Origin of the sequence: Clostridioides sp. ES-S-0006-03, from assembly GCF_020662275.1 — a bacterium.
Classification (GTDB): Bacteria; Bacillota; Clostridia; order Peptostreptococcales; family Peptostreptococcaceae; genus Clostridioides.
This window is the reverse complement of record NZ_JADGMM010000004.1, coordinates 82,275-95,129: the sequence shown is the minus strand read 5'-3', so window position 1 is coordinate 95,129 and position 12,855 is coordinate 82,275. Positions and strand designations below refer to the sequence as shown.

At 28.7% G+C, this 12,855-nt stretch carries 13 protein-coding genes; 6 read left to right on the top strand and 7 right to left on the bottom strand.

The genetic code is table 11. The annotated features are described in order from the left end of the window. Nucleotides 1–81: 81 nt before the first annotated feature. The 6 genes from IR151_RS06670 (at nucleotide 82) to IR151_RS06645 (ending at nucleotide 4,127) form a co-directional block, all read left to right on the top strand. On the top strand, nucleotides 82–1,065 hold the full coding sequence (locus IR151_RS06670; RefSeq protein WP_227433745.1) for a helix-turn-helix transcriptional regulator: 984 nt from the start codon (nucleotides 82–84) through the stop codon (nucleotides 1,063–1,065). 61 nt (nucleotides 1,066–1,126) lie between these two features. After that, nucleotides 1,127–1,564, top strand: a complete 438-nt coding sequence (locus tag IR151_RS06665; RefSeq protein ID WP_227433744.1) for a DUF3795 domain-containing protein — start codon at nucleotides 1,127–1,129, stop codon at nucleotides 1,562–1,564. A gap of 7 nt (nucleotides 1,565–1,571) precedes the next feature. Beyond that, entirely contained in the window at nucleotides 1,572–1,829 is a 258-nt protein-coding gene (locus IR151_RS06660; RefSeq protein WP_227433743.1) for a DUF1697 domain-containing protein, read from the top strand. A gap of 583 nt (nucleotides 1,830–2,412) precedes the next feature. Then, entirely contained in the window at nucleotides 2,413–2,928 is a 516-nt protein-coding gene (locus IR151_RS06655; RefSeq protein ID WP_227433742.1) for a helix-turn-helix transcriptional regulator, read from the top strand. 48 nt (nucleotides 2,929–2,976) lie between these two features. Next, nucleotides 2,977–3,480 (top strand): flavodoxin family protein, encoded by a 504-nt coding sequence (locus IR151_RS06650; protein WP_227433741.1) that lies wholly within the window; start codon nucleotides 2,977–2,979, stop codon nucleotides 3,478–3,480. Next, a complete protein-coding gene (locus IR151_RS06645) occupies nucleotides 3,477–4,127 on the top strand; it encodes an NAD(P)H-dependent oxidoreductase (RefSeq protein WP_227433740.1) in 651 nt (216 codons plus the stop codon). The genes IR151_RS06650 and IR151_RS06645 overlap by 4 nt, the downstream gene beginning before the upstream one ends. A gap of 346 nt (nucleotides 4,128–4,473) precedes the next feature. Here IR151_RS06645 and IR151_RS06640 read toward each other — a convergent pair whose 3' ends face one another. The 7 genes from IR151_RS06640 to IR151_RS06610 all read right to left on the bottom strand — a co-directional run bounded on the left by IR151_RS06640 (nucleotide 4,474) and on the right by IR151_RS06610 (nucleotide 12,781). Then, nucleotides 4,474–7,038 (bottom strand): ABC transporter permease, encoded by a 2,565-nt coding sequence (locus tag IR151_RS06640; protein ID WP_227433739.1) that lies wholly within the window; start codon nucleotides 7,036–7,038, stop codon nucleotides 4,474–4,476. Continuing rightward, nucleotides 7,025–7,714, bottom strand: a complete 690-nt coding sequence (locus tag IR151_RS06635; protein ID WP_227433738.1) for an ABC transporter ATP-binding protein — start codon at nucleotides 7,712–7,714, stop codon at nucleotides 7,025–7,027. Before IR151_RS06635 ends, IR151_RS06640 begins: the two co-directional genes overlap by 14 nt. Before the next feature lie 298 nt (nucleotides 7,715–8,012). Then, complete coding sequence (locus tag IR151_RS06630) at nucleotides 8,013–9,077, bottom strand: sensor histidine kinase (RefSeq protein ID WP_227433737.1); 1,065 nt, start codon at nucleotides 9,075–9,077, stop codon at nucleotides 8,013–8,015. Then, the gene (locus IR151_RS06625; RefSeq protein WP_227433736.1) at nucleotides 9,067–9,759 is read right to left on the bottom strand and encodes a response regulator transcription factor; all 693 of its coding nucleotides are present in this window, start codon (nucleotides 9,757–9,759) and stop codon (nucleotides 9,067–9,069) included. Before IR151_RS06625 ends, IR151_RS06630 begins: the two co-directional genes overlap by 11 nt. Before the next feature lie 181 nt (nucleotides 9,760–9,940). After that, on the bottom strand, nucleotides 9,941–10,354 hold the full coding sequence (locus IR151_RS06620) for a cupin domain-containing protein (RefSeq protein WP_227433735.1): 414 nt from the start codon (nucleotides 10,352–10,354) through the stop codon (nucleotides 9,941–9,943). A gap of 115 nt (nucleotides 10,355–10,469) precedes the next feature. Continuing rightward, entirely contained in the window at nucleotides 10,470–11,231 is a 762-nt protein-coding gene (locus IR151_RS06615) for an ABC transporter ATP-binding protein (protein ID WP_227433734.1), read from the bottom strand. 14 nt (nucleotides 11,232–11,245) lie between these two features. Beyond that, entirely contained in the window at nucleotides 11,246–12,781 is a 1,536-nt protein-coding gene (locus IR151_RS06610; RefSeq protein ID WP_227433733.1) for a glycine betaine ABC transporter substrate-binding protein, read from the bottom strand. Nucleotides 12,782–12,855: the final 74 nt, after the last annotated feature.

Below are 12,855 nucleotides of genomic sequence, written 5' to 3'. Positions count from 1 at the left end.
TGACAACAAGTAAAATCAAGCCATAACTTCTCTATTTCGTTATAATGAATGTAGGGTAATTGAAACGAGGTGAATAGTTAAATGTATGAGTGGCAACAACAAATTCAGATAATCATTGACGAGATTGACAAATGTATTAAAAATTACAACGGCGAAGTCTTAACGTTACGCTTTCTTTCTCGCAAATTGGGATATTCTGAATTTTATACAACGAAAAAATTCAAAGAAATATCGGGTATGCAGTTTAGAGATTACTTGCGGAATAGAAAATTAGCCTTTGCATTAAAAGAGGTTAGGGACAGTGATAAGAGTCTATTGGACATTGCTTTTGATTATGGATTTTCATCACATGAAGCTTTTACCAGAGCTTTCAAAAGAACTTATGGTGTAACACCAAGTGAATATCGAAAAAATCCTAAGCCAGTCGTTCTTCGTACAAAAATAACCCCTTTTGACCGCTACTTTTTAGGATTAGGAGAAATAGGAATGATTAAATCAACAGATGGTGTCAAGATTTATTTTGCAACCATACCTGCACATAAATTTTTGTACATTAAAAACAATGAAAGTAACGGGTATTGGGATTTTTGGAGAAAACAAAACCTTATTCCAGGACAGGACCACGAAACAATTTGTGGTTTGCTCGACAGCATCAAGGGTAAATTGGATGATGATGGTGGAAGCGAAGCTAACTGTGGAAGTGGTCAGATTATGGCTTATATAAACAGTCCAGATGGCAGGCTCTGCGATTGGGGTATTCTCCGTACAGAGTGTTGGGGCGTACGACTTCCTTTTGATTATAAAGGGGAACTTCCGCCACAAATGCTTATGATTGATATTCCTGAAGCCGAGTATATCATCTTTGAACATGGTCCATTTAATTATGAACAGGAAAATTGTAGTGTTGAAGAAAAGATTGAAATGGCTATGGCAACTTTTGATTACATTGGTAAGGGTTACTGTCCTGATATTACCCCTGGAAGAATCATGTACTTTTATTATAACCCAGACCAGTATTTTAAGTACATTAGACCTGTGAAAAAGATGTACGCCTATCCACTGTAAAATCCAAACTAAGTAGATAAGACGTACTCGATAAAATAAAATTTAAGGAGGAAAATTAAAAATGACTAAGTCTATTTGCGGAGTTGATTGTAGGAAATGCGAATTGAGTAACACTTGTAATGGATGTGCTGAAACGAAAGGTCATCCTTTTGGTTCAGAGTGCTTGGTTGCATTATGTTTGAAAGAAGGTAAAGATGCTCTATACAAATTCAAAAAGAATTTGATTGCAGCATTTAATGCACTTAATATACAAGATATGGAAGAAGTCACAGAACTTAATGCACTGAAAGGCTCTTTCATTAACATTGAATATACCTTGCCAAAAGGGCAGCTTGTAAAGTTTTGGGACGATAATAAAATTTACTTTGGAAATCAGCTTAGCAAAAAAGACAGTGACAGATATTATGGAATTATTGCTGATGAAAAATATCTCATGGTATCTGAGTATAGCGTTTATGATTCTGATGCTGAAATTGTAGTATTTAAGCGTTGGATGTAAATGCAAATTGAAAGTTGAATCAAAGATTATTTATAATAGATGGAGGTTCTTTAAGTTAGAAAAATATATTGCTCTTTTTCGTGGCATAAACATTAGTTGTAAAAACAAAGTGTCAATGCCATTATTAAAGGCGGCATTTGAAGGTATGGGATTTTTGAATGTTAGCACCTATATCAATAGCGGAAATGTTCTTTTTCCAGTGAAAGCAACGATAAAAGTGAATGCCAGCACTACAAAAAAATTATTTTTGTTATCTAGCAAGTAAATCTATTATGGGCATAACATGGAGTTCCCAAATTTCAGTTTATCTTTATCATTGACTGACTAGAAAATTTGAAATTGACTAGAAGGTTATAACTGGATGGAAGTAGTTAAATTTGCAAAAAAACAGCTATACGAAAGCATCTGGAGCTATGACAATACCATAAAAGGTTAATAATCTAACGTCGTCATTTGTACAAAACTAAGAAAAAAATAGAGACTGACTCAGACAATCCACAATATATTGGCTGTTTGGGGTGTTGGCTATAAATTCAGCGAATAAAAACCGCAGATTGTATATAATTCACTAATTAGTGAATTATATACAATCTGCGGTTTTGTGCACTATTCAAATAATTTATATGCTTTTAATCATATTGTCATGTCAAAGTTCTTATGTAAGTGGTAAATTCAACTCTTAAAACTTAAGATATGATAATAAACCTAGTGTTTAAGCGATAATCTGTATTTCTGTTTAAAACTTAATTTAAAAACATATTGACAGTCTACCCATTATTTGTAATAATTAATATATCAAAACGATATATAACTAAACAATATATACATAAACGATATTAGGAGGCACTATGTTAGAATACATTATTTTAGGATTTCTGATGGAAAAAGAATTAAGTGGATACGATTTAAAACAAAAGATGTCACAAAGTACTTCATACTTTTTTGATGCTAGTTTTGGTAGTATTTATCCTGCACTTAAAAGATTAGAAGAAAAAGATTATATCTACTATCGCGAAGTTATAGATGGTGGCAAATTAAAAAAACTATATTCCATAACTGATATAGGGAAATCATACTTTCTCGAGTGGTTAGAAAAACCAATTAAATTTTCTAAGACAAAGCATAACCACCTTGTTAACATATTTTTTTATGAGTACTTACCTAAAGAAATAATTGAAACAAACTTAAAAATGTTGATAGCTGAAATTGAATTACTTTTAAATAAATTAGATGCACAAAAAACTGAGGTAGAACAAAATTGTTGTATTGACCAATACACATGTATGTATTTCACAATGATTTATGGCGTTGACTATTATAGTTTTGTAATTAATTGGTGTAATGATTTATTAAAAAAATTGTAGGATAGAATTATAAAAGTCAACCTACATAATATAAAGGGGGTAAAATTTATGAGACTTTTAATACATGATTTAACTGAAAAAGATTTAGATAATTTATTACCTAAACTTGATAACAATATAAAAATACTTTCAAACACTGAAGAAATCCACAAGTGTATTGGTTGTTTTGGTTGTTGGATTAAAACACCTACTACATGTGTCATAAAAGACTATTACAGAAATATGGGTAAATTGATAGCTGATTCTGATGAATTTATTATAATTAGTAGATGTTGTTATGGTGGCTTTAGCCCATTTATTAAGAATATACTTGATAGAAGTATAAGCTATCTCCTTCCATACTTTGTAATAAAGAATAATGAAATGCATCATAAAAATAGATATGAAAAACAGATAAATTTAAAGGCTTTATTCTATGGGGATTGTATTACAGATACTGAAAAAGACACTGCTACTAATCTAGTACGTGCAAATGCTGTAAATCTCAATATGAAGGAACATTCTGTTTCATTTTTTAAAAATCCACAAGATGTAAGAGGTGAATCTTTATGAATATAGTAATGATAAATGGAAGCCCAAAAGTAAAAGAAAATAATTCACAATACTTTTTATCTGAAGTAGAAAAACTTATACAAAAGGATAATGACATTCTCACATTTAAAATAGACAATGTATCTAAATATCCTAAAGCTATTGAAGCCATACTTACTTGTGATAGGTTAATAATTGCATTTCCTCTTTATGTAGATGGCATTCCTTCTCATTTAATTCGTTTTTTAGAGGAATGTGAAGAATGTGCGAAGAAACTAAATAAAAAATCTATTCCAGTATATGCAATAGTTAACTGTGGATTCTATGAAGGGAAACAAACTCATTTAGCAATTCAAATGATAGAAAATTGGTGTAAAAGGGTTAACTTTACATGGGTTCAAGGGATAGGAATTGGTGGAGGAGAAATGCTAGGTTCATTACAATCTACTCCTTTAGGTAAAGGTCCCAAAAAAAGCTTAGGAACTTCATTAGGAGAACTATCAAAGAATATACTTAGTAACAACATAGATAGTAACACTTCTAGTAAAGATAATATTTTTATATCACCTAACTTTCCTAGATTTCTATTTAAATCTATGTCTAATTATCATTGGACTCCTCAAGGTAAATCAAATGGACTGACTAAAAGTGATATATTAAGAAAATAAAAAATTAATATTAAAATAAATTTTACATAAGATATAAGTATTTTATTTGTCTTTAAAATTATGCATACAAATCTATACAAATCATGTAAAGCTTAAAATACTATATTAAAAACAACTTCTAAAAAGGGGCTGTCTCAAAATAGGGATAAGTCTCTTTTTCATTGTTTAAATAATGAAAATATATTTGATTTCATACAAAAAAAGAGTGCCTCATGAACCAAAAAGCTCATTTTGAGACATCCTCTTTCTATTGTGTATATAAAAAAATATTTTTTTATGCTACATTTAATTATTATTTAGCTTGGATTATATTTAACCATTATTCAGTTTCTATTATATTTAATTATTATTCAGCTTCCCTAATTCTTTCAACAATACTATCCTTAGAAACATTATGATAAACTATTAAAGGCACTATAGACGTTATCAAAAATACTATTAATATACTTATTATAAGCGCCCCTAATGGATAAGCATACACAGAATATCTTAATTTCATAATATTAAACCCTAAAAATGTTGCGATACTTCCAAAAGTAAGATTTACAATAGTTATTATCACCCCATAATAAAAACCTTCAAGCATTATCATTCTTTGAAGCTGTTTTCTTGTCATTCCTACTGCCTCAATCATTGCAAACTCTTGTTTACGAGACATTATATTTGTTATCATAGTATTTATAAAGTTTAGCACTCCAATCAATCCTATTATAAATACCGCACTCATACCTACAATCTTTATAACCTTTTGACTCTCTCTTGCCTCTTCTATATAGATATTTTTTGAATAAACTTTTGTATATGGATTATTGTATTTCTTATTCAAATTATTTATTTTATTTTCAACAGACTTAACATCACCATTTATATCAATTACCAGATTTTCTATATATGGCTTTATAACCATATTTTTAAAGTCATTTTCATTAATGTACATCCCCATATTAAAATTTTGTGCACCATCAAAAACTGCCATGACTTTAAACTCTTTATCTATATATCCTTTCCCTATAGTATCTCCTTTTAAATATCTAAACTTAATTTTATCTCCTGCTTTTATTTTACTTCCTTCATGTCCAGTAATTACTACATATCCACCTTCATCAAATTTTTTCTCATCTATAGAACCTGACAGTATTTTAGAATTCTTTTGAGAATATATAATATTGTTTTTTGATAGTTTACTTAATAATCTACCTGAAGATAATCCAACTGTATCTGAGGCTAAAAAACCATTATTTTCTGCTATTTCTTTTGGGTCTCTGCCCTGAAGAAATTGCTTTTTATATTCTTCATCTACTTTTTGAGTCAATATCTCATCTTTTAAATCTCCTTCATAAACTATATAACTTAAATCCTTGTACACCTTACTTACATTACTCACTCCATCAAGATTCTTAATATCTTTTATAAGATTTTCGTCAATTGGAGCAACTTCGTTATCTTCAGATTTAGCAGTGTCTGCAAGTCCATGACGTATTTCTATATCCCCTAACATCATACCTTCAGCAGCTCTTTCTGGATTAGAGCTACTTATAATTGCAGATACAGTCAAAAATATTATACAACTTAGTGACATAGAAACTAAAACTAAAATAGCTTTGCGTCTATTTCTAAATACATTTGCAAATGCCATCTTATGAATTTTAGAACCACTTTTCCCTCTTTTAGACTTACGTTTAATCTTATTACTTTTATCACTATATCTTACAGCATCTATAGGAGATACAGAACTTACAATCTTAGCAGGTTTTTTGCATGACAATCTAACAGTTACATATGAAAATACAACGGCAAATACAAATATTAACGGATTAAAATATTCAAATGCGGTTTTATTTAATCCATCCATAAACTTACCAACTAGAGGAACAAACACTATTCCTATTAAAAATCCCAATAATAAACCTATTGGTATAGCTATTATACATAATCTATTAGCTTGTTTAATAATCAATTTTTTTAATTGATATGGAGATGTTCCTATTGTTTTTAATAATCCATAATATTTTATATCTTTAACAACTGAAATATAAAAAATATTATAAATTAATAAATATCCACTTAAAAGTATAAGCATTACAATTAAGATTATTGGTAATACATTTTTAACAACTTCTTTGAAAGTAGTTGCTTGTTTACTTAAATATATAGGATTTATAGTTGATTTTCCTGAATAAGGTTGGATTTTCTCAGTTAGTTTATCAAATTTAGACTGCAAATCTTTATCATTAAAAAAATTAAAGGATACACTTGTAGGAGCTACTTCATTTGTTTTTTTGTAATTATCATAGAAAGCTTCACTCGTAAATACATCATGAAGAGGTATTGCTGTAGCTGTTTTGTATTCAAAATATCCAACTAGTTTAAATTTGAACGTTTCTTTTTCATTAGTTAGTACCCCATCTTTAGTTTTTGGAATTATTAATTTTACTTCAGCACCTATTTTATGAGGTATATCTAACATATCTAATATCTTTGTAGGCATGACTATTTCATCATTATTTTTTGGTAAACTCCCTTCAATCATCTCTACATTTGCAGCATTTTCAAGACTTTTTTTATCATAAACGGTTAAATTCACTGTCTGAGTTGAAAACTCTGGATTTTTTAAACTTGCTATGTTTTTTACTATTCCAATACTGTTTTTGTCTACTGAACTATCTTTTTTTATAATTTCAATTTGTCTATTACTTAAAGCTTGAAATTGAACATGGTTCTTTGTCCCATATTCCATAGCTTTGTAACTATTAAAAGCGTCCAACACACTATATCCCACTGTAAACAATGATGTAAACAAAACTGTTGTCAATACTATTGCAAGCACTGAAACTATATTTCTCATTTTATTTGTTTTGAAACTTCTATTACTTAACTTTTTTATAATTTCCTTATTGTTATTCTGTAACATTGTTCTCACCTCTATTTACAACTTTTCCATCCTCAATCCTTATAATTCTATCAGCCATTTGAGCAATTTGTTCATTATGAGTTATCATAATTATAGTTTGGCTAAACTTATTACTAGTAACTTTTAAAAGTCCTAGCACATCTTGTTCTGTTTTGCTATCTAAATTACCTGTTGGTTCATCAGCTAGTATTATTGATGGTTTTGTTGCTAAAGCTCTTGCAATAGCTACTCTCTGTTGCTGTCCTCCTGATAGATTGTTTGGTAGGTCATCCACTTTTTGACTTAGTCCTAAAACTTCTATTATCTCATCTATATATTTAGTGTCTATTTTACATCCATCAAGTTCTATAGGTAATACTATATTTTCATAAACATTTAGTATTGGAACTAAATTATAATTTTGAAATATAAAGCCTACATTACGTCTTCTAAATATTGTAAGTTCTTCATCATCCATAGCAAATATATCATTATTATCAACAATTACTTTTCCATCACTTGCTCTATCAAGTCCCCCTATCATATGTAACAAGGTACTTTTTCCACTACCTGAAGTCCCAACTATAGCTACAAACTCCCCTCTATTTATACTTATATTTATTCCATCTAAAGCTTTTACTATATTTTCACCTTTTCCATAATATTTTTTTAAATTATTAGTCTCCAGTATTTTCATAATCAAATCTCCCTCTTACTTTATTTTATATATTTTTTAATTGTATATTAAACTTTCACGCTTATTGATTCCTTATTTAGATATTATCATGTAAGCCCCTATCCAATCCTCACAGTGCTGTTATATTTTAGATATGAATTATAACAATTTCGAGATATTTTGTGATATTTATTGAAGTGAAACTAAAAATAGTGCATATAATGTTATCTAATAAACACTATATACACTACTTCTAAGAATTTTTGATTTTATTTTCAAGTTATATATTATAAACATCAATTTTAAATAAATGCTAAGTCTAATTTTTCATATAAATATTAAATGTAGTTCCAATATTTTTTTGAGAATCTACTTTTATATATCCATTCTGTTTATTTATAATTTCTCTTGCTAAGTACAATCCAACTCCAATACCTTCTATATCCCCAACTTCTCTACTTCTATAGAACCTTTTAAATATATTGTTTATTTCACTCTCATCTATACCCATTCCATTGTCACTTATGATAATTTTAGTGAATATATCCATTTTATCAGTCTTTATACTTATCTTTCCTTCCTCATTGGTATACTTTACTGCATTTTCTATAATATTAAAGAAAGCTTCACTAGTCCACTTTTTATCGTGACAAACTTCAATTTTATCATCTAAATCAATTTCTAGTAATATATTTTTTTCTTCTAATTTTAAAAAGACTCCACTTAATGCACTTGCAATAGTATCACTTATTCTGCTTTTAGTCGTATTCAAAGATATAATACCAGTTTCTAATCTAGAAATTTTTATAAGTGCTTTTCCCAGCCAGTCCAATTTATTTACCTGACTTTGCATGTTTTCTAAAAACAATACTTGATTCTTTCTATCTAACTCTTTTTGTATTAGAGTCTCATTATACATAGATATATTAGCTATTGGTATTTTTATTTGATGCGATATATCTGATATTAAAGTTTTTATATTTTCTTTTTCCTCTGAATACTTGCTGTTTTTAACTTCCATAACCTCTATCATATATTTAATTTTATTTTGAACTTTTGCAGTTAAAGTATCTTTATTTAAATCAAAGTGCATATTTTTATTACCCGATATAAATTCATCTATGTTATATATGATATTACTACTAAATTCAACTATGTCTTTTCTTATTTTATATACAAAAAATAACGATATAAAAAACATAGTAAATATAAAAATTAAAATTATACAATTAATATTTACAATAAATTCAGCTAAGTCAGGATGCACATATAAAATTTTGTTAGTTTGCATTCTTATTATTATTAAGGATAAACATGACACTATGAAATATATAATAGAAATGTTCTTGTAATAGTTCTTATTTAAACTTTTATTATTTTTCATCTTGTTCACCAACCCACATATACCCTATTCCATAAATAGTTCTTATGTACTTATGCTTTGATGTTTTCTGGTCTATTCTCTTTCTCAATCTATTTATATTTACAGTCAATGCATGTTCTTCCATATACTCACTATCATTGTCCCATATTGCATCTATCAATGCTTGTCTTGTAACTATTTCATTTTTATGTTGCACCAATTTCTTTAGAATTCTATATTCTATAGGTGAAAGGATTATATTTTCGCTATTTCTAGTTACAGTCATATTATCAAAATTAAATTCAAATTCTCCCTCAAATAAGACCTCTTCTTGTATTTCAACCTTACATCTTCTAAGCAGTGCTTTTATTCTTTGTATCAATATGTTTATACTAAATGGCTTTGTTATGTAATCATCTGCTCCTATCTTAAATCCATTTACAATATCAGATTCCATATCACATGCTGTCAAAAACAGAATACCTACTTTTGAGCTAGCTCTTATTTCCTTGCACAAGTCAAATCCATTTCCATCAGGAAGATTTACATCTAATATCATTAAATCTATTTTTTCTTTCTCAAATTTCTCTTTAGCTTCTTTTAGACTATATGTTGGTACAACTCGAAATCCATCACTTTGTAAGTTAAAACATATACCATTATTAAGCATAATATCATCTTCTACAACCATTATAGTTTCCATTTTATTTCCTCCATATTTTTTATACACATTAAATCATTGAGTTTCCTATTTTATTATACTAATTTTATTTTCTAAAAAACTATTATTATCTTAAATTTTCATTAATTCAAAATAAAAAGAGTGTATATTTAGTAATTTTAACTAATATACACTCTTCATTTTTTATAAGTTTATAAATATTCTATTTTAGTTTACCATAGTCTTCATCAGATACAGGCTCCAACCATTCATTGAAGGCTCCCTCTGCTGGTACTTCTACAGCTAGATGCTGAAACCAACTATCTGGTGCAGCTCCATGCCAGTGTTTTACATCTGGTGGTATATTAACTACATCACCTGCATGCAATTCCTGAGCTGGTTTTCCAAACTCTTGATAATATCCTCTACCTCCAGTTACAAGTAAAATCTGTCCACCCTTATGATGTATGTGCCATGAATTGATTGTAGAAGGAGCAAAAGTCACATTACCAATTCCCACACCCTTAGTAGTAAGCATATTTAAATAACATTCTCCTGTAAAATACTGTGCAAATGCTTTGTTTTCTTCCCCAATAGGGAAAACTGCTCCTGTACCTAAGTCTCTTTCTCTATCCATATTTAATACCTCCTATGCCTTGCTTAACTATTCTTACATTTTTAGTATACGACTTAAAGTTAACTCAAGGTCAATAGCTTTTCAGTATTATCATAATTTAATTTTTGGATTAACTTTATTCTTTTAAGTCATCATAACTTGTTATAGATTTTTTTACATTCAGTAATTGGTCTACAAATTGATTCGCAGGAGCATTTAAAATATTTTCAGGAGTATCATATTGTTGAATGACTCCATGATTCAATACTAAAGTTTTTGTACCCAAAATCAAGGCCTCATAAATATCATGTGTAATAAAGATAATCGTAATTCCTGTTTTTTTATGAATTTCTTTTATCTCTTTTTGTAACTGTTTTCGTGTAATTTCATCAACAGCTCCAAAAGGTTCATCCATCAATAAGATTTCTGGCGAAGAAGCTAAAGCACGTGCAATCCCTACACGCTGTTGCTGACCACCTGATAATTCAGATGGGTATCTTATTTTCATATCATTTGGTAATCCTACGATTTGCATCCATTTGTCTACAGCATTTTTTATCTCTAACTTATTTTTTCGATTAAGGAGATTTGGCACATATGAAATATTTTCTTCAACAGTCATATGAGGAAAAAGAACACTTTCCTGCACACAATAGCCTATTTTTCTTCTTAATTTAATTAAGTCCTCATTTTTAATGTCTGTTTTATTAATTAAAATATCTCCTCCATCTGGCAAAATAAGACCATTAATCATTTTTAGAAGTGTTGTTTTTCCACTTCCAGATGACCCAATAACAGTTAAAAATTCTCCTTTTTCTATATCTAAATTTAGATTATTTATGATTGTTTTATCATTATATTGTTTTTCAATATTTTTAAATTGTATAATAGGTGTCATTATATTTCCTCCAATTATAAAAGTCCCTTTTTGTTCAAAAACTCATGTGCAACTTCTCTAGGCTCTAAATTATTATTTTCTACATCGTAATTCAATTTAGCCATCTCTTTATCAGTTAAAATATTTTTAACCATCTGGAATACTTTTGAAAGTTCTGGATGTTCCTCTAACACCTCTGAACGAATAACATTTCCACATTGATAAGATGGATAAAAGCTTTTATCATCATTTAAAACTACAACATCTGAAACACTATACTGACCATCAGTTGTAAATATAGGCATTACATCAATTTTTCCCTCATTGATTGCCTGATATTTAAGTCCAATATCTAAATCAACTGTGTTTTTAAAGTGTAAGTCATAGGTATTACATAGTGGAGTATAGCCATCTTCTCTTTCATAAAAATCATACTCTGCACCAAATGTCAATTTAGAAGATATATCTCTCAAATCTGAGATATTCTTTAATTTATACTTATCTGCAATTTCTTTTCTGACTGCCAACGCATAACTATTAGAAAAACCATACATCCCAGTCCACTGCATTTTAAGTTTAGTTTTATATTCAGATTGTAATTTCTCAAACATATTTTCAGTGTATAATTCATTTTTCTTCAGTACCATATTCCATCCTGTCCCTGTATACTCTGGATAAATATCAAATTCTCCATTCTCCATAGCTGGCTGAATATTGGATGTTCCTCCACCTACACCTTGTGTAATTTCTACTTTTAAATCTGTATTTTTTTCAATTAAAATATCCAACATTTCACCAAGAATATATTGTTCAGTCATTGGTTTTGTAGCAATATGAATAGTTTGAGTCTTTGCAGAGTTAAAAAAATAAGATGTAAAGATAGTTGTTATGAGGATAAGACTTCCTAGAATGGCAAATACTTTTTTCCTATTTTTCTTTTTTCTTTTTCTTTGTAAAAATCTTTCTACTAATCCTAGAATAAAATCAAATAACAAAGCCAATAGAGCAATAAGAATGCTTCCAGTGACTGTCATTACTGTGTTGTTTGTTGTGATTCCTCTATATATAGCTACCCCCAGACCACCAGCACCTATAAATGAAGCGATACCAGTCAATGCAATTGTCATAATAACCATGTTTCTAATCCCAGACATAATAACAGGTAAGGCTAGTGGAAGTTTTATTTTATATAGTATCTGAAAGTCTGTACTTCCCATACCTTTCGCTGCTTCAAGTATATTTTTATCTACGTTAGTAATTCCAGTATATGTATTTCTAACCATAGGTAATAATGCATATATAGTAAGAGCAATAACAGCTGTAGTATTTCCAATTCCAGATAATGGTATCAAAAAACCTAACATAGAAATAGATGGTATAGTGTATAGAAAATTGATAGTCCCCAAGATGGGCTTAGAAGACTTGTGAAATTCACTTACAATGATACCAATTATACCACCTAAAACAATTGCAATTATTATAGAAATAATAGAAATTGTCAAATGTTCGATGGATAGTTTTATAAAAAAATCACTTCTTTCAGATAATAGCGTTAGCATATCGTTTAGCATTACTTACACTCCTTTTTATGAGTTTTACTTAATAAGATTCAAATTATAAAATTATAGTTTAGTTATAGACTGCA

Coding starts and splice junctions, on each gene's coding strand:
- IR151_RS06670 (WP_227433745.1), top strand. CDS start 82: ATGTATGAGTGGCAACAACAAATTCAGATAATCATTGACGAGATTGAC.
- IR151_RS06665 (WP_227433744.1), top strand. CDS start 1,127: ATGACTAAGTCTATTTGCGGAGTTGATTGTAGGAAATGCGAATTGAGT.
- IR151_RS06655 (WP_227433742.1), top strand. CDS start 2,413: ATGTTAGAATACATTATTTTAGGATTTCTGATGGAAAAAGAATTAAGT.
- IR151_RS06650 (WP_227433741.1), top strand. CDS start 2,977: ATGAGACTTTTAATACATGATTTAACTGAAAAAGATTTAGATAATTTA.
- IR151_RS06645 (WP_227433740.1), top strand. CDS start 3,477: ATGAATATAGTAATGATAAATGGAAGCCCAAAAGTAAAAGAAAATAAT.
- IR151_RS06640 (WP_227433739.1), bottom strand. CDS start 7,038: ATGTTACAGAATAACAATAAGGAAATTATAAAAAAGTTAAGTAATAGA.
- IR151_RS06635 (WP_227433738.1), bottom strand. CDS start 7,714: ATGAAAATACTGGAGACTAATAATTTAAAAAAATATTATGGAAAAGGT.
- IR151_RS06630 (WP_227433737.1), bottom strand. CDS start 9,077: ATGAAAAATAATAAAAGTTTAAATAAGAACTATTACAAGAACATTTCT.
- IR151_RS06625 (WP_227433736.1), bottom strand. CDS start 9,759: ATGGAAACTATAATGGTTGTAGAAGATGATATTATGCTTAATAATGGT.
- IR151_RS06620 (WP_227433735.1), bottom strand. CDS start 10,354: ATGGATAGAGAAAGAGACTTAGGTACAGGAGCAGTTTTCCCTATTGGG.
- IR151_RS06615 (WP_227433734.1), bottom strand. CDS start 11,231: ATGACACCTATTATACAATTTAAAAATATTGAAAAACAATATAATGAT.
- IR151_RS06610 (WP_227433733.1), bottom strand. CDS start 12,781: ATGCTAAACGATATGCTAACGCTATTATCTGAAAGAAGTGATTTTTTT.